This window comes from Halobacillus shinanisalinarum (assembly GCF_022919835.1).
Classification (GTDB): domain Bacteria; phylum Bacillota; class Bacilli; order Bacillales; family Halobacillaceae; genus Halobacillus_A; species Halobacillus_A shinanisalinarum.
In genome coordinates this window covers 2,567,229-2,589,153 of sequence record NZ_CP095074.1, presented here as the reverse complement: position 1 = coordinate 2,589,153, position 21,925 = coordinate 2,567,229, and the positions used below count along the sequence as shown (strand labels likewise).

At 37.2% G+C, this 21,925-nt stretch carries 30 protein-coding genes and 2 pseudogenes; 8 read left to right on the top strand and 24 right to left on the bottom strand.

What is annotated here, in order from left to right:
- Positions 1 to 52: 52 nt before the first annotated feature.
- From MUO14_RS12905 to MUO14_RS12885, 5 genes are all read right to left on the bottom strand, one after another.
- Positions 53 to 283 (bottom strand): hypothetical protein, encoded by a 231-nt coding sequence (locus tag MUO14_RS12905; RefSeq protein ID WP_244751096.1) that lies wholly within the window; start codon positions 281 to 283, stop codon positions 53 to 55.
- A gap of 32 nt (positions 284 to 315) precedes the next feature.
- Entirely contained in the window at positions 316 to 1,344 is a 1,029-nt protein-coding gene (locus tag MUO14_RS12900; protein ID WP_244751095.1) for a DnaD domain-containing protein, read from the bottom strand.
- A gap of 16 nt (positions 1,345 to 1,360) precedes the next feature.
- Positions 1,361 to 1,861: a helix-turn-helix transcriptional regulator gene (locus MUO14_RS12895; RefSeq protein WP_244751094.1), complete on the bottom strand. Its 501-nt coding sequence runs from the start codon at positions 1,859 to 1,861 to the stop codon at positions 1,361 to 1,363.
- Positions 1,862 to 1,951: 90 nt separating this feature from the next.
- Positions 1,952 to 2,275, bottom strand: a complete 324-nt coding sequence (locus tag MUO14_RS12890; protein WP_244751093.1) for a DNA-binding protein — start codon at positions 2,273 to 2,275, stop codon at positions 1,952 to 1,954.
- A gap of 22 nt (positions 2,276 to 2,297) precedes the next feature.
- Positions 2,298 to 2,534, bottom strand: a complete 237-nt coding sequence (locus MUO14_RS12885) for a helix-turn-helix transcriptional regulator (protein WP_244751092.1) — start codon at positions 2,532 to 2,534, stop codon at positions 2,298 to 2,300.
- Positions 2,535 to 2,700: 166 nt separating this feature from the next.
- Between MUO14_RS12885 and MUO14_RS12880 the strand changes: the two genes are divergently transcribed.
- Positions 2,701 to 3,102 carry a helix-turn-helix domain-containing protein gene (locus MUO14_RS12880; RefSeq protein WP_244751091.1) on the top strand — a complete coding sequence of 134 codons (402 nt, stop codon included), beginning with the start codon at positions 2,701 to 2,703 and terminating at the stop codon, positions 3,100 to 3,102.
- A gap of 124 nt (positions 3,103 to 3,226) precedes the next feature.
- Here the strand turns inward: MUO14_RS12880 and MUO14_RS12875 are convergent, their stop codons facing one another.
- The 5 genes from MUO14_RS12875 to MUO14_RS12855 form a co-directional block, all read right to left on the bottom strand.
- Positions 3,227 to 3,376 (bottom strand): YolD-like family protein, encoded by a 150-nt coding sequence (locus MUO14_RS12875; RefSeq protein WP_244755578.1) that lies wholly within the window; start codon positions 3,374 to 3,376, stop codon positions 3,227 to 3,229.
- 2 nt (positions 3,377 to 3,378) lie between these two features.
- Positions 3,379 to 3,549, bottom strand: a complete 171-nt coding sequence (locus MUO14_RS12870) for a YolD-like family protein (protein ID WP_244751090.1) — start codon at positions 3,547 to 3,549, stop codon at positions 3,379 to 3,381.
- A 2-nt stretch (positions 3,550 to 3,551) separates the two neighbouring features.
- A complete protein-coding gene (locus MUO14_RS12865; RefSeq protein ID WP_244751089.1) occupies positions 3,552 to 3,773 on the bottom strand; it encodes a hypothetical protein in 222 nt (73 codons plus the stop codon).
- Positions 3,774 to 3,868: 95 nt separating this feature from the next.
- The gene (locus MUO14_RS12860) at positions 3,869 to 4,159 is read right to left on the bottom strand and encodes a hypothetical protein (RefSeq protein WP_244751088.1); all 291 of its coding nucleotides are present in this window, start codon (positions 4,157 to 4,159) and stop codon (positions 3,869 to 3,871) included.
- Positions 4,160 to 4,476: 317 nt separating this feature from the next.
- Positions 4,477 to 5,610 carry a zinc-dependent alcohol dehydrogenase gene (locus MUO14_RS12855; protein ID WP_244751087.1) on the bottom strand — a complete coding sequence of 378 codons (1,134 nt, stop codon included), beginning with the start codon at positions 5,608 to 5,610 and terminating at the stop codon, positions 4,477 to 4,479.
- Positions 5,611 to 6,049: 439 nt separating this feature from the next.
- On the opposite strand from MUO14_RS12855, the pseudogene MUO14_RS12850 reads away from it, so the two are divergent.
- From MUO14_RS12850 to MUO14_RS12840, 3 genes and pseudogenes are all read left to right on the top strand, one after another.
- Positions 6,050 to 7,029: pseudogene (locus MUO14_RS12850) on the top strand (SDR family oxidoreductase).
- An 18-nt stretch (positions 7,030 to 7,047) separates the two neighbouring features.
- Complete coding sequence (locus tag MUO14_RS12845) at positions 7,048 to 7,212, top strand: hypothetical protein (RefSeq protein WP_244751086.1); 165 nt, start codon at positions 7,048 to 7,050, stop codon at positions 7,210 to 7,212.
- A 498-nt stretch (positions 7,213 to 7,710) separates the two neighbouring features.
- A complete protein-coding gene (locus MUO14_RS12840) occupies positions 7,711 to 9,141 on the top strand; it encodes an IS4 family transposase (RefSeq protein WP_244751085.1) in 1,431 nt (476 codons plus the stop codon).
- A 165-nt stretch (positions 9,142 to 9,306) separates the two neighbouring features.
- Here the strand turns inward: MUO14_RS12840 and MUO14_RS12835 are convergent, their stop codons facing one another.
- The 3 genes from MUO14_RS12835 to MUO14_RS12825 all read right to left on the bottom strand — a co-directional run bounded on the left by MUO14_RS12835 (position 9,307) and on the right by MUO14_RS12825 (position 10,658).
- Complete coding sequence (locus MUO14_RS12835; RefSeq protein ID WP_244751084.1) at positions 9,307 to 9,969, bottom strand: hypothetical protein; 663 nt, start codon at positions 9,967 to 9,969, stop codon at positions 9,307 to 9,309.
- Positions 9,970 to 10,162: 193 nt separating this feature from the next.
- The gene (locus MUO14_RS12830; protein WP_163527825.1) at positions 10,163 to 10,354 is read right to left on the bottom strand and encodes a DUF6366 family protein; all 192 of its coding nucleotides are present in this window, start codon (positions 10,352 to 10,354) and stop codon (positions 10,163 to 10,165) included.
- Positions 10,355 to 10,472: 118 nt separating this feature from the next.
- A complete protein-coding gene (locus MUO14_RS12825; RefSeq protein ID WP_244751083.1) occupies positions 10,473 to 10,658 on the bottom strand; it encodes a hypothetical protein in 186 nt (61 codons plus the stop codon).
- Positions 10,659 to 10,803: 145 nt separating this feature from the next.
- On the opposite strand from MUO14_RS12825, the gene MUO14_RS12820 reads away from it, so the two are divergent.
- Together MUO14_RS12820 and MUO14_RS12815 are read left to right on the top strand one after the other, a co-directional pair.
- The gene (locus MUO14_RS12820; RefSeq protein WP_244751082.1) at positions 10,804 to 10,995 is read left to right on the top strand and encodes a hypothetical protein; all 192 of its coding nucleotides are present in this window, start codon (positions 10,804 to 10,806) and stop codon (positions 10,993 to 10,995) included.
- A 279-nt stretch (positions 10,996 to 11,274) separates the two neighbouring features.
- Positions 11,275 to 12,474: an IS110 family RNA-guided transposase gene (locus MUO14_RS12815; protein WP_244751081.1), complete on the top strand. Its 1,200-nt coding sequence runs from the start codon at positions 11,275 to 11,277 to the stop codon at positions 12,472 to 12,474.
- A gap of 127 nt (positions 12,475 to 12,601) precedes the next feature.
- On the opposite strand, the gene MUO14_RS12810 is transcribed toward MUO14_RS12815, so the two are convergent.
- Positions 12,602 to 12,802 carry a DUF6366 family protein gene (locus tag MUO14_RS12810; RefSeq protein ID WP_244751080.1) on the bottom strand — a complete coding sequence of 67 codons (201 nt, stop codon included), beginning with the start codon at positions 12,800 to 12,802 and terminating at the stop codon, positions 12,602 to 12,604.
- A gap of 325 nt (positions 12,803 to 13,127) precedes the next feature.
- On the opposite strand from MUO14_RS12810, the gene MUO14_RS12805 reads away from it, so the two are divergent.
- Positions 13,128 to 14,141 carry a DUF3231 family protein gene (locus MUO14_RS12805; RefSeq protein ID WP_244751079.1) on the top strand — a complete coding sequence of 338 codons (1,014 nt, stop codon included), beginning with the start codon at positions 13,128 to 13,130 and terminating at the stop codon, positions 14,139 to 14,141.
- Positions 14,142 to 14,238: 97 nt separating this feature from the next.
- Positions 14,239 to 14,712, top strand: coding sequence for a hypothetical protein (locus MUO14_RS12800; RefSeq protein ID WP_163527823.1), 474 nt, complete (start codon positions 14,239 to 14,241; stop codon positions 14,710 to 14,712).
- A 257-nt stretch (positions 14,713 to 14,969) separates the two neighbouring features.
- Here MUO14_RS12800 and MUO14_RS12795 read toward each other — a convergent pair whose 3' ends face one another.
- From MUO14_RS12795 to MUO14_RS12750, 10 genes and pseudogenes are all read right to left on the bottom strand, one after another.
- Positions 14,970 to 15,524: a cupin domain-containing protein gene (locus MUO14_RS12795; protein WP_163527824.1), complete on the bottom strand. Its 555-nt coding sequence runs from the start codon at positions 15,522 to 15,524 to the stop codon at positions 14,970 to 14,972.
- Between the two features lie 156 nt (positions 15,525 to 15,680).
- Positions 15,681 to 15,896, bottom strand: coding sequence for a hypothetical protein (locus tag MUO14_RS12790; protein ID WP_244751078.1), 216 nt, complete (start codon positions 15,894 to 15,896; stop codon positions 15,681 to 15,683).
- Positions 15,897 to 16,105: 209 nt separating this feature from the next.
- Positions 16,106 to 16,608 (bottom strand): annotated as a pseudogene (locus MUO14_RS12785) (GNAT family N-acetyltransferase).
- 86 nt (positions 16,609 to 16,694) lie between these two features.
- Positions 16,695 to 17,105, bottom strand: coding sequence for a GNAT family N-acetyltransferase (locus MUO14_RS12780; RefSeq protein WP_244751077.1), 411 nt, complete (start codon positions 17,103 to 17,105; stop codon positions 16,695 to 16,697).
- The gene (locus MUO14_RS12775; protein WP_244751076.1) at positions 17,086 to 17,589 is read right to left on the bottom strand and encodes an HIT family protein; all 504 of its coding nucleotides are present in this window, start codon (positions 17,587 to 17,589) and stop codon (positions 17,086 to 17,088) included. Before MUO14_RS12775 ends, MUO14_RS12780 begins: the two co-directional genes overlap by 20 nt.
- Positions 17,590 to 17,697: 108 nt before the next feature.
- A complete protein-coding gene (locus MUO14_RS12770; RefSeq protein ID WP_244751075.1) occupies positions 17,698 to 18,048 on the bottom strand; it encodes a cupin in 351 nt (116 codons plus the stop codon).
- 115 nt (positions 18,049 to 18,163) lie between these two features.
- Positions 18,164 to 19,066 (bottom strand): alpha/beta fold hydrolase, encoded by a 903-nt coding sequence (locus MUO14_RS12765; protein WP_244751074.1) that lies wholly within the window; start codon positions 19,064 to 19,066, stop codon positions 18,164 to 18,166.
- Between the two features lie 68 nt (positions 19,067 to 19,134).
- Positions 19,135 to 20,427, bottom strand: coding sequence for an MFS transporter (locus MUO14_RS12760; protein WP_244751073.1), 1,293 nt, complete (start codon positions 20,425 to 20,427; stop codon positions 19,135 to 19,137).
- The gene (locus tag MUO14_RS12755; RefSeq protein ID WP_244751072.1) at positions 20,411 to 20,968 is read right to left on the bottom strand and encodes an ArsR/SmtB family transcription factor; all 558 of its coding nucleotides are present in this window, start codon (positions 20,966 to 20,968) and stop codon (positions 20,411 to 20,413) included. The genes MUO14_RS12760 and MUO14_RS12755 overlap by 17 nt, the downstream gene beginning before the upstream one ends.
- Positions 20,969 to 21,247: 279 nt before the next feature.
- A complete protein-coding gene (locus MUO14_RS12750) occupies positions 21,248 to 21,760 on the bottom strand; it encodes a type 1 glutamine amidotransferase domain-containing protein (protein WP_010530576.1) in 513 nt (170 codons plus the stop codon).
- Between the last annotated feature and the right edge of the window lie 165 nt (positions 21,761 to 21,925).

Here is a 21,925-nt window from a genome sequence, read left to right as displayed (position 1 = left end):
ATATTTGTCAAAGATCAATGTGTGCTGTTTAAGCACGTATTAGAATCGTCATCTACATGAACGCCTGTAATTCACTCTTGGGATTTCTTCGTTTAGCAATCGTCCTAAAGTTGTCATCTTTCACTGTCCTAATACGATAATAGATATTTGCTAGTCTTTCATAATGACCTTCTCTATCGACGGCCCAAAGACCATGAACATCATACCGTTTTCCCTCAAAGGTTTTAATATTATCAGCTAGTGATGAAATGTCATAAAAAGCGAAATGTTTATTCTTCCCCATAAAATTCCCCCCTCAAATATCAAAACTGAACTTTAAGGATTACCTACAGCCTTCAAATTTGACTTGGATTGTAGGATTTCTATTGGTGACCTTTCCTCTTCACGAATAGCTATCAAATCATCTTCTGATAAGTCATATCTATAATCAATGGCTTCAAGGATATTCCCTAGAGATCTCTTCAACTTAATCCCAAGCTCAATGGTTCGGGCCGTACTCTCAAGACTTGGTTGTTTCTTCGGCTTTTCTTCCTCACTTTGTTGCTGCTCTCGCGTTTTAAACCACTCCGGCAAGACTTCCTGGGAATAGAATCGTTTAGAGACCTCTCTATTGTTACCCTGCTGATTCTTAAACTCAACTTCTTCTTCCTGCGCCTGTGACAACGTGTTCACTCCTTTGTTTACCCAAGAATGAAGAATACTTTTGACATAGCCCCAGCTAGGCTTATTGCGGTCTAAAGAACGTCTCATAGCTTCAATAACCATTTGTTCTCCAAGATCTTCACTCCAAGCTAAGAGCTCCTCAGAGATTTGAGGACGAATCATACCAAAGTTGTTTTGATAAAATTGAATGGCATCCCTCCGTGCGTGGCCAGTTGAAGATGTAGATATAAATTCTTTTACATTCTTAACTTCTTTAAGTTCTTGTTCATTCTTGTATGTGTCTTTTTGTTGTCCTTCTGATGGCAAGGTGCTGTTCACTTGTTGTTTTTTTGGTGTCGATTTGTTGTCATAATCTTCTTCGTTAGATTGATAAATTGCCCAGTTATCAACGGTTATAACACTATATTTGTTGGTGGAATGAATACTAATCACACCATCTTCCTGCAAGATTTCTAGATAGTCTCGAACAGTTGATTCTTTCATGTTTAATTCAGATGCAGCCTTTTTCCTTCCAAAAATAAATTGACCTGGTTCCAGCTGTACTTTTTGTCTCCCCACTCTAGATTCAGCTAGTTTATGACTTGATTTTGTTAAGCAATAAATGAAAACTTTCAGCATTTTTTCATTTTCAAAAATTTCGCTATGAAGGATCTTACGATGAAGCTTTACCCACCCCTGCATACTTTCACCTCTTTCCTTATCTAATTATAAAATGATAGCCCAATGTCTTTAAATCAGAATGATGTTTTCTCCAGACCTTTAACCAGCTGATATTATATGCTTCACATAAACTTGTTAAGTAAAGCGTTGAGAAGTGAACCACACTAGCCATTGTCTCAGCAGATCTATGAATATTTTGTAATTCCATAGAGTGAACATAATCTAAATCTTCCTTCCATTTCACTTGAGCAATGGTTTCAAGTGCTTCCAGTAACTCTTTCTCTAGTAACAACTGAAGAAAATATTTATCATTATTAGCTCTCGGGCTATCTAACTGTGTAATCCCCCATCCAATGTATTCATTAACTGCTTCGAGTGCTAGCCGTGGACTATTATACTTATCTACAAAATATTTGGTAGTTACAGGGGGAATCTTCCGTTCTCCCCTCTCCTGCTTTGAGATGTACTCTCTAGATTGAAGCATGTCAATTGCCAGTTGCTGCTGTGTTTTATTAATTCTTTTCCTTGTTTTCTTCATAATGTCTGCAGCTTTACTATAATTAATTGGATTCACCCCTTCGTTTGTACCAGTACTGGTAAATAGATAATTTATGATAGATTTATAGATTTATATCACGCCAAAATTTCTTTCTGGAGCTGTTTGATCAGACACCTCAACATGGTCTCTAATCCAGATCATTACTAAATCTTTAGGGTAAAGCGTTCGACCTCCAACATGAACTTTTGGAAAATCTTTTCGTTTTAAAATATGAGCGTCTAAAGACTGTACACTTACATTAAAAACATATTTGGCTAACTTAGTTCGATCTAACAAATATGGAAGCTCTGTTTCTTTTTGAACGTCTTCTTGAGCTTTTTTTGCAATATTATAAAAAATATCGTACACCTTATTATTGAAATCAGCTTCAGGGTGTAATTTTGCTTCAAACAATTAAATCATTTCCTTTCTTTCGTTAAATCTTAATTTCTCGTTTTTTCGTATGAGAAACTTGTACTTTATGACCAAACAAATAAGAGACATCTTTTCCCAAAACCTCTGCTAAACATATAGCTACTTTAAGAGTAGGTGTTGAATATCCATTTTCCCAATTAGCTACACTTTGTTTACCCTTGTAACCCAAGCATTCAGAAAGTTGAGTTTGGCTCATGTTGGCTTGAATCCTTGCCTCTTTTAAACGTTTGTTCTTCATTGTTTCACCTCCTTAGTATGAATATCTTGTACTTAATTATATGTACAAGATTCTTGTATGTCAACACTAAAAAACAATATTCTTGTACTTTAGTTAAAAATATCTATAAATGAGTAGAAAGATGGTACAATAATCTTGTACATGAAAAAGTGAAAGGATAGTAAAAATGCTCTCACAAAGACTTAAATATTCTAGAAAAACCAAGGGACTCACTCAAAGTAAATTAGCAAATGAGATTAAAACGACAAAGGGTACAATTAGCAACTACGAAAATGGTTATAGTACGCCTTCAAATGAGATGCTTATTAGTCTCGCTAATGCATTAGATGTGAGCGTCGATTATTTATTGGGCAGGTCTGAAACTACTGTAAAAGAATCAGAAGAAAAGGAATACGATACAATCGATGAAATAAATAAGCTCATGGATAAGTACGGGATAGAAGATGCGGCTTTTTTTGATTTAGAAAAATGGAAAGCTATGGGTCCAGAGCAAATCCGGGAGTTGGAAAGTTACTTTCAATATCTGTTAAGGAAATCCAAAGAACTTGAGGAGAAAGAAAAAAAATAGAACGTGTCCTAAGACACGCTTTATGCATCTGTCGAGAAAAACTCAACAATCCTATTTTTTTGGCTATTTTAAAAGGATCAATCCGTATTTTTATAGTGTCTCTATCTTGTTCTCGCTTTAATTCTTAATAAAATTTCACATCAAATATGTCATCAAATTTAATGATGAAATGATCTTTATTGAGATCAGCGCACCTTATCTTCTTTGTATTGGGATCAAACTCCTTTATCTTTGCTTTGGATGTGTTGTAATTAAATCCATTGTGATGTTTGATTTCTACTGGTAACCCATCACCACGAGCTCTTGGAGTGCAAAGGCTATTTCCTCAACCTTTTGCTCATCCAAAATCTTTTTTCCTTCACGCTCATCTTCTTTCCAGACTTCCTTTACATGGTCTGGAATCATGAGGGAGGTCCACTTCTTCGTTCTTCTATCATTTGAATCCATGACTATGCCCCTACTTTCTTTTTTGGCTTATATGGATACACAGACATAACATTTTTCTTTTTAAAGGTCCGTATTTGATTCCTGGAGTAGCAATAAGCAAGAATTAAGTTATCTTGTATCGCTAACACTCTAATGACTCTTTGAGATAATTGCTCATCATTCGCTAAGTAGATCATTTCAAGCTTTTTCTGTTCCTCATATGAACGAGTAATAAAACATTCCATTTCCTCAACTCCCCAAAACAGGAACGTGTGTTCCCGTTATAACAAAAAGAAGACCTCTTATGTATACAGGTAATTCTTTGAAACGAAAAAAACCCTCATGCGGAGGGTTTTTCGGTACCATATAATTCAATTAATAATGGACTTGTTTTATCATATTTCCCTGCTTCAATATCCGATAATTGACTAAGTAAGAAGTCTTTAGCGTGGTCTTCAATGGTGTGGATTTGTGATTGAAGGACTTTGCGGAAAGGATAATGAGGTAAATATTCCATCACGACATAACGGTCGTTATCATCTTTCTTAAGAGTACAAAAGATTCCGACTTCACTTTCCAACGGGTATTCTAAGTTATAACCAAAACCTGAATCTAAAGATATTTTTTCCATAGTTTACACCTCCTGTAAGAAGTTATATTCGACACGTTTTATGTATTTCCTCTTATTTTGCAAAAAAATTTAAAAGACATACGCAGTTGCTTGTTACACTGCATCTTTGCCCTGATTATTCCAGAAAATGCCCAATTAGTAAGGACGCGTTATTCAATAATACGACGGGCCAGATTGTTTAGAAAAGAGGGAGTGGGGAATTAAACTTTAATTACTTTAGCTAAATTAATATAACAATCAATCAATGTAAAAAGGATGAGGTCACCCCTCACCCCTTTTTGTTGTCTAGCTCAGCACAACAAAATAATAAACTTTTCCTATGGCTTTAATATGACTTTTATACAATTGTCTTCTCGTTTATTGAAAATATCATAGCCATGTTTCGCTTCATCCAACGATAGTTTATGGGTAATAATTGAGGTTGGGTCAATCTCATTATTGACAACCATATCGTATAACTTTGGCATATATCCACGAGCAGGTGCTTGTCCCATCCTAAGGTTGACATTCCTTGAAAAGAAAGGTCCTAATGGGAACATATTATAAAGACCACCATAAACACCCGTTAATTGTACAGTTCCACACTTTTTGACTGCTTTCGTTGCAATTTGTATCGGTCCAAGTGTTCCGCCTTGCAACTTCAGTTTTTGTTCCACAAATTCTAATGGTGATTTCTTTCCGTCCATACCAACACAGTCAATGACTACATCAGCTCCACCCTTGGTAATTTCTTTTAACGTTTCACCCATGTCTTTGTCTTTTGTGAAATCAAATGTTTCTGTTTGATTTATTTTTTTTGAATGATGCAAGCGATAGTCATAATAATCAACCGCAATCACTCTTTTTGCTCCTTTTTTCCATGCAAATTGCTGCGTCAGTAAACCAACAGGTCCACTACCTAGAACAATAACCGTATCTCCCTCTTTAACACCTGCATGTTCTACACTCCAGTACGCTGTCGGCAAAACATCGGACAAGAAAAGCAACTGGTCATCCTCCAGTTCGCAGTTTTCAGGAATAAGAAAAGGTGTGTAATTTCCAAAAGGAACACGAAGATATTCAGCCTGTCCACCAGGATAGTTACCGTACTTTTCCGAGTAACCTAATAGTCCACCTGAATCATAATGAGGATTGGAGTTATCACATTGACTTTCTTGATGTTGAGAGCAATATGGACATGTACCACATGCAACCGTAAATGGGATAACTACTCGATCTCCTTTTTTCACTTTGTTTACGTCTGGTCCAACTTCTTCCACAATCCCCATTGGTTCATGTCCAATAACATAACCAATTGGAAGAGGAAAGTCTCCTTTGTAAAGGTGTAAATCGGAACCACATATTGCAGTGGAAGTTATTTTTACAATGACATCTTCACGGTCTTGAATAGTAGGGTCATCCACTTGTTTTACACTGATAGAGTTTTTTCCTTGGTATGTCACTGCTTTCATAAGCATATAGCCTCCAATAAATAGAGTTTACATCATTATAATCTGTTAATAACCAGTAATTATGCGTAAACTATAAAATATTAAAGCTAATTGCGAGGTGTGATAATGCCGAATGTTTGTGGCAATTAATAAATGAACCTTTAGGCAATCGAGCGTATGCAATAAGCTTAGTGTTAATACACTTTAGGCTGGGTGGCCATGCAAGACGCATTCTTGCTCTCTTGCCACATTTCTTGACCATAGAGGCTCCCTGTCAAGTTCCTGAAGTATGAATATGTATACCAGCGTTAGAAGATTGCTGATTGCCAAATACAGTTAGAAGATCACGGGGGTTTTTCTGTGTTGAAAGTAAATAACTTTTTTCACATTCTTTATACTTTATTTGTAATGAACAACATAAACATTCTATAGAAGAAAATTATTTCTATAGGAGGTTTCAATGGATCAAAAGGATCAAAGTCGTCAATTAGAGCTAATAAAGCAAATGCAAGAAATGTTTAAAGCGAATATGAAAACTCAACCTTATCCCATGTACCCTAACTATGGGAAAATCACACGTTACGAAGAAATTCCGATAAGTTTACCTGAACAGCGCCAGCTGCGCCATCCCGGAGTGGAAAAATTGATGGTCCCCCTCCCAATTATCGAAAACCCGAACTATGAAGGGAGTGGAAAGTTAACAGGAAAAGTAGCACTTATTACAGGGGGGACAGTGGTATTGGTGCAGCAGTAGCAATTGCATTTGCTAAAGAAGGCGCAAATGTTGCCATCGCTTATTTAGATGAACACGAAGACGCAAACCGAACAAAAGCAAGGATTGAACAACTCGGACAACGTTGTTTTCTAATGCCTGGTGACTTGCGAGACAAACAACAGTGTATCTCCATTGTAGAACAAACAGTAAATACGTTTGGACGTCTCGATATTCTTTGTAACCACGTTGGTATCCAATTCCAACAACTAAGCCTGCTTGACATTACAGATGAGCAATTCGATGACACCTTCAAAGTTAATATATACTCTCATTTTTACACAACAAGAGCAGCGCTTCCTCATTTAAAACCAGGCAGCTCAATCATTGGCACTACTTCAGTGGTGACGTATGTAGGTGAGCAGCAAATGATTGATTATACAGCCACAAAAGGCGCAATAGTTGGTTGGACACGTGCCTTGGCTAAAAATGTCGTGAAACAAGGGATCCGAGTCAATGCCGTCGCTCCCGGCCGAATTTGGACTCCACTTATTCCAGCAAGTTTTTCGTCAGACCAAGTCGCTGTATATGGAGCATTTAATCCAATGGAACGAGTTGCCCATCCATTTGAACTCGCACCAACCTTTGTCTATCTTGCTTCTGAAGATTCTCGTTTTGTTACTGGTCAAGTTCTTCATGTTGATGGAGGAGAATCCACACATTCCTAATGGAAGGGGGTTACCATTTTGAGGTATGAATTTAATCCACAAGTAAAGCTATTGCTAGTAAACCATTCAAATGAAAAAGTAAAGATGGACTATATGGAAGATTCCTGGCCTATGCCAAAAATTGGACTGAGACCACCATACTATTGCTACCCAAGCTACGAGCTGAATTATCCAATAATCTAAATAATAACAGACAAAAAGACTTCTATACACAGTGTGGAAATCCATTTCGCTTAGGGTTCGCAATTATGCTAACTTGTTAATTCATCCATATAAACTAATAGGATAACGGTTTTAAAATGACTTCCTTATGATTGTTAAACATTTGATAACCATGACTTGCTTATCCAAGGGCCACTTTGCGTGTGGGTCAAACTCGTTATTCGTTATTTTTCCAAAAAAGATCCAACCTAATGGAAACACATTAAAGTTGCCCCCAAACACCTATTAATTGGATCGTTCCATATTTTTGCACACCGGGGCTTTACTAAAGAAGCTACCTAAATGTCGGTTTCTTACAGACAGGAAATCGAATTTTTTAGGTCAGAATTCTCTTTGCGTGAGTCAAACGTCAAAATGTTGGCAGTACCCCATGCCCATCAAGTTAAGGCAAATGACTACCCCCAAAACGAAAAAAGCGCTATCCTTTCAGTAATATATGGAAAAGGATGGTGTTTTTTTATGAGTCGTGAAATTTCAGATGAACTGACTCTCTTTTCACAGGAACTACAACGATCCTTGTCTCCAAAAGTTCTCCAACAGCTGGCCAAAGAAGTCGGTTTTGTTCAAAGGACGAGTAAGTACCAGGCCAAAGATTTAATAGCGCTATGCGTGTGGTTAAGCCAAAAAGTAGCGAGCACTTCCCTGGCACAGCTATGTAGTTGTTTAGAATCTTCAACGGGAGTTTTAATGAGTCCTGAAGGACTTAATCAACGATTTAACCCTACGGCTGTCGAGCTCTTACGACATGTTTTCGCTACCTTACTTACTAAAAAGTTGTCTACTTCTCAGGTTCTTTCTCATCGTTACGTTTCACAGTTTCGTAGTATACGAATCTTGGATTCTACGACCTTTCAATTGCCAGATGTTTTTGCTAAAACCTATCAAGGATCTGGAGGCAGTAGCCATACGGCTGGCGTGAAAATTCAACTGGAATATGATCTTCTCAGTGGCCAATTCCTCCATGTTCATTCGGGTCCAGGTAAAGAAAATGATCGAACCTACGGTTCCACATGCTTACAGACGGTACAAACAGGTGACTTATGTGTACGTGATTTAGGATATTTTGACCTAAATGACCTCCATCAGATGGACGAGAAGGGCGCTTCTTATATCTCTCGTTTAAAATTAAACACTCGGGTTTATCTAAAGAACCCTAACCCTGAATACTTCAAAAATGGAACACTCAAAAAACAAACCGAATATATTCAATTAGATATGGAAGAGATCATGCATCAATTAAAGCCAGGACAAACCCATGAAATCTCAAATGTTTATATTGGGAAAAATCAAAAGCTGCCGACTAGAGTCATTATCCACCGACTTACGGAAGAGCAAACCCGAACACGATTGGAAAATCATGCGGTAAAGGAGAAAAAGAAAGGGATTGTTATGAAGGAACGGAGTAAACGATTGAGTGCGATGAATGTATACATAACCAATGCATCACCCGAAGATGTTCCAATGGAACACATTCACGATCTTTACTCTTTACGGTGGCAAATTGAAATCCTGTTTAAGACATGGAAATCCTTCTTTGAAATCGATCATTGTAAAGAAATCAAAAAAGAGCGCTTAGAATGTCATCTCTATGGTCAACTCATTGCTATCCTCCTTTGTTCTTCCACCATGTTTCAAATGCGTCAGATACTTCTCACCAAGAAAAAACAAGAACTTAGCGAATATAAAGCCATTTATATCATTAAAGATTATTTTGTATTACTGTTTCAATCGATACAAAAAGGCACCCAAGAGCTATCAAAGGTCCTGTTTCGCCTATTTGCCCTCCTACAGAAAAACGGGCGAAAGTCTCACCGATACGAGAAAAAAACAGTCTTTGATATATTGGGTGTTGTCTATCAGTATACCACGTGCCAAAAGAAAGCAGCGTAATTTTTAAAAAATAGCCTGTCTCAGGCTTATTTGGTATGCCTTTTTTTCAGTAGCATAGACATTGCTTTGCAAAAACGGCTCTATTCTGCCCCTTCATTAATGCTAGCTTGATGGGCATGGGGGACAGCCAGCAAAACGCGGAAAACGTAAAAACGTACGCCAAGATCATTTATATATATCCATAGCAATAACTGTATTGTCTATGGAGTCAACTACCAAAATTATTTCTTTTGAAAAGGAGGAAAAGGTTCTAATCGCGATTGAATTTCTTAACCCATCTTCTAGTACCCATCCAGAGGGTCTTAACGAAAATGATTCACCACTCGAAAGAAAGGAACTATCGATAAAGTCCATTACCCTTTCAAAGTCCGTATGTGAAACAGGTTGTATGTATTTACACTTTACTTTAAAATATTTAAGCTTTGTTTCATGCGTTGGAATATATAGCTTATCGGTCCTATAAATATCATTTATTATGCTATCTTTTGTTTCTTTAAATAGGGCTTCCTTTAATAGCTTTTGTGAATGACTCTTTAAGAATTTAAGATTGATTTTTGTAACAATGTCATTCATTTTTATCATTTGTACCTTTTCATAATGGGGCGCAATTTCATTTAAAATTACACTCAACGAAAAACTTGTAGGAGTGCGTAGCATCGTAAGAAAGTTTATATTAAATATAGTATCTGGTGAAGCAACAAATAAGAAAATATCGGAAATTTCATTTTTATTATTCTTTTCCTTTAATGTTTCTATCTTAAGATCACTATGTCTATCTTTATTTCTATTAACAATAGGTTTATCGACCTCTGTAAGCCATTGAAACATGCATTCACCTCACAGGTTAAATTGTAAAACATATTTATCCAATTTACATGAAAAAGCAAGTCAAACATAATAATCAGTACACAATGATATATGGAAGCAAATCTTTTAAATAACTTTTGAAGAAGATCATATTATCCCTCCAGTTAACCTTCCCATTCCTGAGGAGACTGTCATACTAGACAATCGCGCCCCTTTAACGGAAGAAAATGGCATATATTATAACAGCAAATATTAGTACAAGAATAAGTATTCCAGTACCTTTCCATCCTAAACCACCGACTAAATCAGAAAGAATGCTCCCGTGTACACTACTGGAAGGATTGTTTAGTTCTTTTTGTCTTAGCCTCTCTCTTCTTTCCTCAGGTGTTTCGTTATCTCTGCTCATTTTATCACCCCTAAGGTTTTATGTTTTATTCCGCAAAATGGCCATAAACAGAAGGGCGCCTTGTTCGACAAGCGCGCCCGTATCTTGAGTAATTTAAAAATAAGTCAGGCCAAAAGAATCATTCTCCTCTTTCTGATACCCTTCCGACAATAAATAGAACCGCCACAAAAATTAGAGCAGCTATAACTAAAATATTTATCGTATCAAAATGATTATGTAAGGCTGGACCAAGAATAATAACAATGGCCAAAAGAATAAAGGAAGCCCTTTGTTGATTCTTCTTTTTTTGTGTTAATTTCCCCATTATTTACAAGCCTCTCTTTCATTAAAGCGCCCCGTTTCTATAGGAATCAGCTTCGAGATGAATCCACAAAAGACCAAATATCGCTCCATTTTGTTTTACTTAGTAAGCATAAGGTAACTAAGTATTGTAGAAAGGAGTCATTCTTATGGAAGTACTAGCTGTCGTTTTAGTGGCTATCGGCATTATAGCTGTCCGAGTAATCAGTTTTTTCTATCCTAGTTGGAAAGAGATAAAAGGGGAGCATTTATCGGAACGTAAACGCTTTGGATATGGCGTATTAGGAATCGGTATTTTACTTCTAATGTTTATAATAAGTCAATTCATCATCAGAATATAGGCCCATTACTTTTTATTAAGCAATCGCGCCCTTCGTATTATAAGGTCAGCCAGTCATTTCTGGTTGACCTATGTTTCATAGGTTTTATTCTTGAGGTAGCCGGGGTAGGACGTTCGCGCCCGTGGGACTTGATCCCGTCCGCAATACTGTCCACCCCCTACTTGTAGAAACATGTTTGAGGCTGGTTGGGACAACGATCCCGTATAACAAGCGAAGCTATGAAACTACAAGATAGGTTAGGGGTTACCGGTGAATCTATAAAGGGAGATGTGGTAACTTATGGATCCAGTCATTGGCCTGGATATCGCAAAAGGAGAAAGCCAAGTCCAAGCCTTTTTACAGAAGAAAAATCCTTACAAGAAGAGCTTTAAATTTACGCATGATGTATTAGGTTTGCATGAATTTCACAGGTTCTATCAGGAGGTCGAGCAGGCTTCCGGGCAACCTCCGGTTGTCATTTTTGAATCGACGGGACATTATCATGAACCCGTTCTTCAGTTTTTAGAAGAACAGCAAATCACTTACTATTTAATCAATCCCGTTATCTCTCACGAAGCTAAGAAGACAAGCTTGAGGAAGGTAAAGACAGACGTTATCGATGCTTTTCTTTTAGGTGAGTTATACTATAAAGAAGACGACCTCGAAGCCTTTCAGAAGAAAAGTGTACGTACGATGAATTTGCGTAATTTATCGAGGCAACATGATTCTCTAACCGGAACGTATGTTCAAATTAAACTCCAATTTCAGACTATATTGGATCAGGTATTCCCAGAGTATAAAGGAGTCTTCGGAGATTTATATTCACCTACATCATTAACAACTTTACGTCGTTACCCAACTTCTAAAGATGTGAGGGATGAAAAAGTAGATGATATCGCCCAGGTGATTCTTCAAGGTGGGGCAAAACGCTCTCAATCCTGGTGTTTAGAGAAAGCTCATAAACTAAAAGATGCAGCTAAGCGTGACCCTTTCAAATGTAATTTATACAGGAGTCATACCGTGAGTCTAAACATGTATATTCAAATGCTTTTCCAATACCAAGAGCACCTATCCAAACTAGAGGAAGAGATAGATGCCCTGGCAGAAGAATTTGAAGAATATAGATTGATCCAATCGATCCCAGGTATCGGCGGAAAGATTGCCGCCACAATCATCTCCGAAATTGGGGAAATCGATCAGTTTAATCACCCCAAGAAACTCGTTGCCTACGCGGGAATTGATCCCAGTGTTCACGAATCTGGTAAGTTCAAAGCAACGATCAATACCATTACAAAAAGAGGTTCATCCCGTCTTCGTCAAATACTCTATACAGCTGTCCAATGCGGCTTAACCAAAAACCGCAATCCCAAGCTGAAAGAGTTCTATGAAAAGAAACGTGAAGAAGGCAAACCACACAAAGTCGCTATCATAGCATGCGCAAACAAGCTCATTCATTGGATATATGCATTGTTAAAACGTAAAGAGGCTTTTAAAATGTAGTAATCAACAAATAATATACATTTCAGCCAAAAACTTCAAAATTATTTCTTTGAAGCTTCTTTGGTGTGGTCAATTTTATTGTAACATGACTTTTTTATCTTTTTTAGTCCTACCTGTTGACCTTCTATTAGCTGGTATAGTGGAGGAAAATGGCATATATTATAACAGCTAATATTAATACAAGAATAAGTATTCCAGTACCTTTCCATCCTAAACCACCGACTAAATCAGCAAGAATGCTCCCGTGTATACTACTGGAAGGATTGTTTAATTCTTTTTGTCTTAGCCTCTCTCTTCTTTCTTCAGGTGTTTCGTTATCTCTACCCATTTTATCACCCCTAAAGGTTTTATGTTTTATTCCGCAAAATAGTCCTATACAGAAGGACGCGTTATTCGATAAACGCGCCCCGTTTCCTGAAGACTTGATTTCAAGATAACCTTAAAAGACAAAATACTGTTCTCCCATTATTGAGCCCTTATGTTTAACAAGCAGAGAGCTTCTATTAGCTGGTATTGCTTAACTATTGAATGGGAATAAAAACTTCCGTTGTAAACGAAAAATGACATCTTGGAATCACCTACATGGGAAATACCTAATAAAAAGGAACTAAACGTGCATAATAAAATAAAACATTTTGATATGGAGGTCTAACATGACTAGCAACATCCCTTTATCGTCTACAGAATTAGGAAATCTTTGGCAAGCATATCAGGAGAAGTCAATGAAGTTGCGTATAGTGGAACGCTTTATTAAAAACTCTGACGACGAAGAAACTCGAACTGTATTACAATCTGCCCAAAGTATAGAAACGAAAAATATAAATGCTATTAAAGCGATTTTTCAAAACGAGGGCGTTGCCATTCCTGTAGCCTTTACAGAAAAAGATATTGACCATCAGGCCCCTCGTTTATTTGACGATCAGTTTTATTTAATGTATTTTCGTTTGCTGAGTAAGATTTTGATTGGTCTTTATGCATTGCATTCGGGGATGTCTTATCGGGAAGACATTTGTAATTTATACAATGATTTTACTTCAGATAGTCAAACGATTTACAACAAATGCACCAAATCCCTACTAAAAAAAGGTGTTTTAGCACGTCCTCCCAGTGTACCTATGCCGAACGAGGTTGAATTCGTCGAGGACACCAGTTATACAAGCGGCTTGAGCCCCTTTGGAAAGAAACGCGTGCTTAATACAGTTGAAATTGGTTTAGTGCACCAAGCGCTAGAGGCAAACATTACGGGGGCGCAATTGATGACTGGTTTTGCACAAGTTGCTGATAATCCAGAAGTCAAACAGTATTTTCAACGAGGAAAAAAACTTGCGGAAAAAGTAGTTTCCACCATGGAGGACCTTTTATTAGAGAGTGATGTACAAGCATCTTCTACGTGGACAGGAATCGTAACTAACTCCACTATCTCACCGTTTTCAGACAAAGTTATGATGTATATCACAAATCTGTTATCGATGTTTGGTATGGGAAGTAACTCAGTTGGAGCAGCGTTTAGCTTTCGCAGTGACCTGCTTTTAAAAATGGGTCAAATGATGACTAACACCTTCGATTTTGCCAAAGACGGAGGGAAAATCATCATCAAACACGGTTGGATGGAAGAGCCTCCCCAAGCAGTGGACAGAACAAAATTATCAAAAGGACAAGGCAAATAAAGACCGGTCAACACGGAATTTTAGCGTTTCGAGCATCACACGAAAATTAGTATAGGAAAAATATGAAAAAACATTTACAATAACTTGGATGGATCATATGAAACAAAACCATAAATATGAAAAACTTTTTTGGAGTATTGCGTTACCAGGATTTGGGCAAATTTTAAACGGTAAGTTCTTAAAAGGCATGCTTTTCATTGGATTGGAATTTTTAATTAACGTTCAGTCAAATTTTAATAAGGTAATTCTTCTAAGTTTCCACGGGGATATAAAAACCGCAATTCAGCAAACCAATTATGGCTGGTTGATGTTCTATCCTTGTTTGTATTTCTTTGCGATGTGGGATGCTTATAAAGATGCAGGGGGTGGGGGAAAACCTTTCTCGTTTATGCCATTTGCATTTTCTGCCTACTCCGTAACCATTGGACTTATCTATTCTCCAGATTTAAGAATCATGGGTATATTATTAGGTCCCATTTGGCTACCCATTTTGTCCTTGATACCCGGGGTAGTAACCGGTTTACTTTTAAAGAAAATTATAAAACTAAAGTCCCGCCAATCCAATTCTTAACAGGTAGCTTCCTACATCCGAAAAGTCAATACATTTTCTGATGCTGTACTTGCTCTCTAAGGACTAGCAAAAATAAGTGATCACTCCTTTTTATTCCAATTTAAGTGTGTTATATTACACCTTTCATGTGGTTAACCCTTTCCGCACATACCACATAACATAAAAAAACAAATATTAGACAAAAAGACCCTATTTTGGAAGGGTCTTTTTATCTTGACTTGTAAATTTTAGCTGGTATTCTAGAAGACCATAGGTTCCTAACCTTCTGGAGCCTCAGCATCTGCCTTTGTTCTATGAACAGTGCCGAATGGATGCTCGGGCGGTGCATAGATTGTGTAGAGTTTTAACGGGATATTGCCTGTATTCGTTAAATTATGCCACATGCCAGCAGGGACCATGATAGCAGAGTCCTCATATACATGCCTTACAAAGTTTAACTGATCTCTACTCTCGCCCATTTGTACAAATCCTTGACCTTCCTCAATACGTAAAAATTGATCTACGTCAGGATGAACCTCTAGACCAATATCTTCTCCGACGTTGATACTCATCAAGGTCACTTGTAGATTATCTCCAGTCCATATAGCAGTTCGGAATGTGTTGTTTTGCCTAGCTGCTTGATTAATATTCACTACAAAAGGTTCTTTTCCATGGTCATTTAATATGGGACTAGTACATCCCTGAGTGTTTGGATATGGCCAATATTGATTTGCATAGCCCATACCATATGACATATTTCCATGATTACACATTGGCTCATTACTATAATAAGTGTTCGAATAATAAGGATCCATATAAAAAGGTTTATTCATTGAAACATTCCTCCAAAGACATATGATTATAAACCCATCATATGCCCCACGTACTTAGGAGGTCATTTCTAATTCTTATTCCGTTATCTGGCCCTAAAATGTAAAAAGGACGCGTTATTCGATAAACGCGCCCGATAGTTGAAGATCCAAGAGTATTTATAGAAACTCTGACAAGTACTCTAAAATATACGTCCAAAAAGGAATATTAATTATTAAAGGAACTAATAAGTAGAATACCGTATCGATATCTTTTCTTACATCGCTTTTTAAAGAAAAAAAGGTGATAGTAAAAAACAGAGGATAAACAAATGCTGCCATATAAAATCCAATGACTAATATAGTTTTTGGATCAAAACCCAAATAACCAATCAATAAAATAACTCCTATTTCTATAGACGAAAAGAGTCCTATTGCCCACCAAAACCAACTTGGTTGCTTCCACTGTTTTATTACAACCACCCCTAAATATTATTATTAACTAACATTTCAGTTTATTTCTTAGTGCAAATAGAACAATTTTTTATTCCTTTCTTGCGCCCGATTGCGGTATAGTCAAATCAGGGTTTTCAGCTAATGCGCCTTTATATAAGTTTTGACATATCATATTCATCAACAAATTCACCATCAATACATAAAGAGTGTCTTTTTGTTCCTTCAATTTCGAAACCCATTTTCTTATACAGCGATAAAGCTGTTTCATTCCGAGTGACTACTGTTAATTCTAAACGATGTATATTATGGTTAAACGCCCATCGTTCCAACTCTTCAAATAACTTTTTGTGCCTATTCCTTTTCCCCTGTATTCCTTTAAAATTCCCATAACAATATAGGATGCATGTTTATTTCTCTTGGCATTCCCTCCCACAGACATCAGGAACCCCACCAAATCTTTGTTATCCTTTTCAGCAACAAGTATAGTCGAATTATCTTTTTGTTCAATACTCTCGATCATCTTTAGTTGCTGCTCGATTTGAACATTTCTTTCCCCAGCTTCCCATAGCATATATTCAGATTCTGCCTCAACTTGTGGGGTAAGGTTGGAGAATTTCTCTGCATCTGATTTCTTTATCTCCCTAATTATCACTATGTTCCCTCCTAAACAATCCCGCCCTTATGTACAATACAAGCGACAATCTTTATTCCAGAACTGCGCCCGTTTGCTTAATAGGCTTATTGGATTTTGTATTCACACAAAAACCGTTCTACACTTGGATACTTCTCGCCTAAATCTGATATCTCAAATCCATAATTCCGATAAAATTCTACTGCATCCAAATCCGTTTCAGCAAAGACACTATTCAATAAATGCTTATCCATAATAAAATCAATCATTTCACTGCCAATCCTGTTTCCACGTTCGGGTGGAAAAACGGCAATATGTTTAATTTCGCAGACATTGGGTTCAATGAATTTAATACCGATACATCCAGCCATTATTCCCTTACGCTCAGCCACATACAGCTTTCTATTGGATGATTGGATATATTTTTTATACTCTTGTGCAATTCGTTTTTTCGATGTGGCATAAGATAAGAGATCCTTAATAAGTGGGTGAATGATTTTAGAATGAATTTCTATCATAATTTCCGACCTTTTTATTTTCTTGTATCCACAATCGTAGCTTCTCTGCATAGAAAGGACGTTCATCAGGTTCAGTATAATGACCTTTTGTTAGGTAGAGGTTATCATTTTCATACCTCGGATAAACGTGAAGGTGATAATGCCAAACATCTTGATTTCCAGCAGGTTCATTATGTTGTCGAGTCGAAATTCCATCACATCCATATGTACTTTTCATCGCAAACGCTGTCAATTGAGCAGCACGATGAATTTCAGCAGCCATTTCTACGGGAAACTCATATATGTTCTCAAAGTGTGCATTAGGAACTACAAGAACGTGTCCCTTGTTATTAGGCCACCATTTGCTCGCGATAAAAGCCGTAACGTGTTTATTCTGATATATAATATCTCTTTGTTTTGTCCCATTATTTTGTTTTTCATTACCTGATACAACCCGACAAAATGGGCATTCGTAATCTTCTGGCTTATGTGAATACAACTTCATTCCTCCTACCACTACCTTAGTTTATCCCCATACAAAATGCTGCATTGATGCAACATGGCGTGATTCTTTACCCAGCAAATGCGCCCGTTTGCATAACATCTACTATTTCTATAATGGCATTAATGATGAAGTGATTAACTCTTCACTTTCTATAACAATTGCAGTTAACCCAGTGTCCGTTGTTGTTTCGTGCCACTCGTCTTTATCCCAAAATACTGCTTCGCCACTATGTACTTTAACGAATTCATCTGTTTCACCTCTAACTAAACCTTCTCCAGATACAATTAAAAGAAGCTGGGGTACAACTGCTTGGTGATAACCAATTATTCCATTCTTATCTAAGTGCATACATCCTATATGAGCTGCCTTTTGAGTTTGGGTAATACGCGACATTATAAAATCAGAATTGAATTGTTTGATTTTCTTACCTGTTTCTTTTTTAAATTGATAAATTTCCATTTGGTTCCCTCCAAAGTATCTTGTTCACTACCATTACTTTTGTAAGTCCTTACTCCACAACCTAGCCCTTATGTATCATTTCGGGGGCTAATACTTATTCCTGATTAGCCCCCGATTATGGAATACTAGTCAATAAAGAAAGAATTGCATTTTTTATAACAACTGGATTATCTGTATGTATGTTATGACCTGCCTTTTCAGCCAGTATATACTCAACTTTACCATTCAATTTTGTCTGGTCATCTATTAATGTTTGCCAGATGTTTTCTATTTTTTCCGCCTCTTGAAAATCAAGCCCCTCTTCAATGATCATATCGTTAATCGATACGTTTGGATCTCTTCCAATAATAATAGTAGGAATATTAGGGAGTTTGCCGAATTGCTTTATTTCTTTTGTAAACTTAGGATCCTCTTCTAGTTCTTCTCCGAGAGCCTCAAACATCACCGGATTACTCATATATTTTTTAATCTCTGCATGTCTATTTTCAGGTATCACTTCTTGTAATCCGGTAATCCAATCCTTCATCTCTATTTCAAGCTGTTTAGGGGTTAGCGTTGAATACCATTTACATTTTTGAATCCATGCTTCGGTACTATTTTCATCTCCGCCCTCAATTTCTACTTCATCCAATAAATGCGAATCTACAGAGGTTGAATCTATCAGAATAAATCCACTTGCTAAATTTGGATATTTCATACCAAAATATTGAAGGCATAGCCCACCGTAAGAGTGTCCAATTATTATCGGGGCATCCAAATCAAGCTTATTAATTAATGCCTTGAGATCTTTCGTGTTTTCGCTAACATTTCTTGATTTTATTCCTTTTTCACTTTTTCCGCACCCGGCTCTATTATAGAGAATGACTTTTGCTTCCTTTGACAACTCCGTAGCCAAAGCCTCCCACTCCATGATTGAACTCACCATACCTGGTTGGATGATAATTGGCGTACCTTCCCCTTGAATCCAGACCTCTAATTTTTTATCGTCAATATCAATTATATTATTAATATGCGTCACTCCTTTTGTTAGGGAAAAGCGCCCGATTGTTTAATACTTGTGTGTTAAGTTTTACGGATTTATATCAGTTAATTTACTTCTGCTGTTGTTTCATGTTTTTCTAATTTAAATTCCCGTAAACGTGATTTCAGAAATGCTATTACCATGCATATAACAAACAATATAGAACTTAACAAGAAACAATATGCTGCACCTATCATATCACCGAACAGCCCTATCAAACCATATGAAATAGGAATAGTAACACCAGCTATCATATTATTGATGCTGCTTACCCTCCCCCTCAGATCTGAAGGAACCATAATTTGAAATGCGGAACTTAGTGGCAGACCTTTCGAGACAATGGCAATTCCCACCATAAAACTGCCAGCATAAGCAATCGGCAGAACAGGGGCAATAAAGATTAAAAACATTCCAATCGCCTCTATACTCAAAGCAATGCCAAATACCAAACCAATCCTTTTTGGGTTCAGAATACCAATTCCTAATCCACCCAGCAAAACGCCCAAGCCAAGTGCTCCATCAAAAAGACCAAGCGCTGTTGCATTCGCATGGAATACTTCTTGAATAAGCATTGGAACTAACACATTTATGGGGCCCAATGCCATATTTCCGATGGTTGCCAAAACCAGTAAACTCATCATTGTTGGTTGATTACGCAGCCATCGTATACCTTCTTGAATATCAGCTAATATTCCTGCTTGTGATTTTTTTGCATTATCTGTGTCGATTTTAGAAGTGTCATGGATGAATTGAATAAACAGTAATGCTAGAACAAATGTGAGGGCGTTAAATGCTATGGCAACTGATGCCCCTGCCCATGCAACAATTCCCCCGCCCAACACTGCCCCAAACAGTGTTGCGACTTGCCTGGAAGATGTAAAAAAGGAGTTTGCTTGAATAATTTGTTCTCTTTTCACTAAATGGGGAACAAGCGCATTTTGTGCTGGCAAAAATAATGCTGAGGCGGTTGATTGAATAATGGTAAGAACGTAAAGCAGCCACATATGGAAGAAACCCATTGCAATGGACAATGCTAATACACCCACACTCAGCCCCTGAATGAGCTGCGCAAGTTGCATCAGCCGTCTTCGATCAAACCGGTCAACAATTACTCCGAGAAATGGACCAACTAATACACTCGGTAAAAAGGTGGCAACTAAGATAAAACCCACTTGCATCCCTGAACCTGTAATACTGTAAGCAAACCATACAATAGCAAGTTCATAAAAAGAGTCACCGAAATATGAAGCTGTTAGACCTATCCATAGCTTACGAAAATTAGAATTATCCTTAACAAGATTTAAATAGTTCCCAGGGATAAACTTTTGTAATGTGAAACCTTTATTCTTCTGTTTCATTAGCTTCCACCTCAGTATCATCTGGGAGCCTATGGATCATGTAAGTCAGCATAATATTTATTGCATCTTCAGCATTAGCATCAGTTTGAGACTTTTCTAATTCTTCGCTGATTGACTTAAGATGTTCTTTTATTCGACTGAAGCGTTCAGGAGATAATTTCTTTTTCTCCTGTACAATTTGCGTTTCAGGAGGATATTTTTTAAAAAAGTTTGTTGAACTCTCAAATTCATCACGGGCAGTAAGTAATATAGTATCCGCCAATTCATCAAACTTTGATAATACTCCCAAATCAGTTCCCAGCCTCAAACTACGTGATACGGCACGATAATACTTTTCCATTATGCCACCTTTTAATCGCTGATCAACAATTTCAATCAGCCCTGCCTTCAAAAGTTCACGTATATGAAAATGGACACGAGATGGCGGTTCACCAAGAGCTGATGCCAATTGCTTATTTGTGTATTGCTCCTCCACAAGTAAATAAAGAGCACGATTCCGTAACGGATGTCCAAGCGCTCGCATTTGTTCAACAGAATTCAAAACTAGTTCTTCCCGCAAAAAATCAACTCCGAATCTTGTTTATTTTATTAATAAATTATAACTTATCGATAAAATAAACACAATCATTTTTTGATTTTTTACATTTTATGCACAATTCCAATTCAAATAGCCCCTAATAAAAACGGGCGCTAATCTTTATTCCTGATAAGCGCCCGTTTGAGGAAGATCATGGCAGATGGGCATGAGCGCTTTATCTATTATCAAATAAAAAATAAAGAGAGGCTGCATGATTAACAGCCCCCCTATACGATCGACGAATTATTTTTCTAAAAGCTTTAGAGATTCGCGATTGAATGCAGGAAGATCATCAGGTGTTCTGCTTGTTACAAGGTTTCCATCTACGATTACTTCTTCATCTTTTACAGTTGCTCCTGCATTTTCCAAGTCTTTTCTTACGGAAACAAAGCTTGTTAGCTCTCTACCTTTTAGTTGGTCTGTATTAACGAGAAACTGTGGACCATGGCAAATTGAAAATATGGGTTTATTATCTTGGAAAAATGTTTTCGCAAACTCACTATTCTTCGGATTAATACGTAGTAAGTCAGGAGAAAACCCGCCAGGTACGAGTAATGCATCATAATCGTTTGCATTTACTTCATCTATACCTCTATCTGCTTGTATTTCGTCCCCATTTTTGCCATTGATGGTTTTTTTTGCTTCATTACTGATAATATCTACCGTATGCCCAGCTTCTTTGTAAGCTTTCACAGGATCAGTTAATTCAATTTCTTCTACCATGTCTGTTACAAGGACTGCAATGTGTCGACTCATATAGCACTTCCTCCCTTTATCATTCTCGAATATATTCTAGCAGACTGCCCATAACTTTATTAAGCAGTATGCTCATGAACCGTATTATACACGAACCAAATAACGATGCTCTAACTGACAGGCACTTGTTCCCTTCTACCTTATCGTGTTACATAAACGTGCACT

What these genes read in the sequence shown, in the direction of transcription:
- MUO14_RS12860 (WP_244751088.1), bottom strand. Translation starts at nt 4,159, where the DNA reads ATGGAAAAAATATCTTTAGATTCAGGTTTTGGTTATAACTTAGAATAC.
- MUO14_RS12825 (WP_244751083.1), bottom strand. Translation starts at nt 10,658, where the DNA reads ATGGGGAAATTAACACAAAAAAAGAAGAATCAACAAAGGGCTTCCTTT.
- MUO14_RS12770 (WP_244751075.1), bottom strand. Translation starts at nt 18,048, where the DNA reads ATGGAAATTTATCAATTTAAAAAAGAAACAGGTAAGAAAATCAAACAA.
- MUO14_RS12750 (WP_010530576.1), bottom strand. Translation starts at nt 21,760, where the DNA reads ATGAGTCGACACATTGCAGTCCTTGTAACAGACATGGTAGAAGAAATT.
- MUO14_RS12820 (WP_244751082.1), top strand. Translation starts at nt 10,804, where the DNA reads ATGGAAGTACTAGCTGTCGTTTTAGTGGCTATCGGCATTATAGCTGTC.
- MUO14_RS12795 (WP_163527824.1), bottom strand. Translation starts at nt 15,524, where the DNA reads ATGAATAAACCTTTTTATATGGATCCTTATTATTCGAACACTTATTAT.
- MUO14_RS12830 (WP_163527825.1), bottom strand. Translation starts at nt 10,354, where the DNA reads ATGAGCAGAGATAACGAAACACCTGAGGAAAGAAGAGAGAGGCTAAGA.
- MUO14_RS12775 (WP_244751076.1), bottom strand. Translation starts at nt 17,589, where the DNA reads ATGAAGTTGTATTCACATAAGCCAGAAGATTACGAATGCCCATTTTGT.
- MUO14_RS12800 (WP_163527823.1), top strand. Translation starts at nt 14,239, where the DNA reads ATGAAACAAAACCATAAATATGAAAAACTTTTTTGGAGTATTGCGTTA.
- MUO14_RS12760 (WP_244751073.1), bottom strand. Translation starts at nt 20,427, where the DNA reads ATGAAACAGAAGAATAAAGGTTTCACATTACAAAAGTTTATCCCTGGG.
- MUO14_RS12805 (WP_244751079.1), top strand. Translation starts at nt 13,128, where the DNA reads ATGACTAGCAACATCCCTTTATCGTCTACAGAATTAGGAAATCTTTGG.
- MUO14_RS12815 (WP_244751081.1), top strand. Translation starts at nt 11,275, where the DNA reads ATGGATCCAGTCATTGGCCTGGATATCGCAAAAGGAGAAAGCCAAGTC.
- MUO14_RS12810 (WP_244751080.1), bottom strand. Translation starts at nt 12,802, where the DNA reads ATGGGTAGAGATAACGAAACACCTGAAGAAAGAAGAGAGAGGCTAAGA.
- MUO14_RS12865 (WP_244751089.1), bottom strand. Translation starts at nt 3,773, where the DNA reads ATGGAATGTTTTATTACTCGTTCATATGAGGAACAGAAAAAGCTTGAA.
- MUO14_RS12900 (WP_244751095.1), bottom strand. Translation starts at nt 1,344, where the DNA reads ATGCAGGGGTGGGTAAAGCTTCATCGTAAGATCCTTCATAGCGAAATT.
- MUO14_RS12905 (WP_244751096.1), bottom strand. Translation starts at nt 283, where the DNA reads ATGGGGAAGAATAAACATTTCGCTTTTTATGACATTTCATCACTAGCT.
- MUO14_RS12885 (WP_244751092.1), bottom strand. Translation starts at nt 2,534, where the DNA reads ATGAAGAACAAACGTTTAAAAGAGGCAAGGATTCAAGCCAACATGAGC.
- MUO14_RS12855 (WP_244751087.1), bottom strand. Translation starts at nt 5,610, where the DNA reads ATGAAAGCAGTGACATACCAAGGAAAAAACTCTATCAGTGTAAAACAA.
- MUO14_RS12870 (WP_244751090.1), bottom strand. Translation starts at nt 3,549, where the DNA reads ATGGATTCAAATGATAGAAGAACGAAGAAGTGGACCTCCCTCATGATT.
- MUO14_RS12835 (WP_244751084.1), bottom strand. Translation starts at nt 9,969, where the DNA reads ATGTTTCAATGGCTTACAGAGGTCGATAAACCTATTGTTAATAGAAAT.
- MUO14_RS12780 (WP_244751077.1), bottom strand. Translation starts at nt 17,105, where the DNA reads ATGATAGAAATTCATTCTAAAATCATTCACCCACTTATTAAGGATCTC.
- MUO14_RS12840 (WP_244751085.1), top strand. Translation starts at nt 7,711, where the DNA reads ATGAGTCGTGAAATTTCAGATGAACTGACTCTCTTTTCACAGGAACTA.
- MUO14_RS12880 (WP_244751091.1), top strand. Translation starts at nt 2,701, where the DNA reads ATGCTCTCACAAAGACTTAAATATTCTAGAAAAACCAAGGGACTCACT.
- MUO14_RS12895 (WP_244751094.1), bottom strand. Translation starts at nt 1,861, where the DNA reads ATGAAGAAAACAAGGAAAAGAATTAATAAAACACAGCAGCAACTGGCA.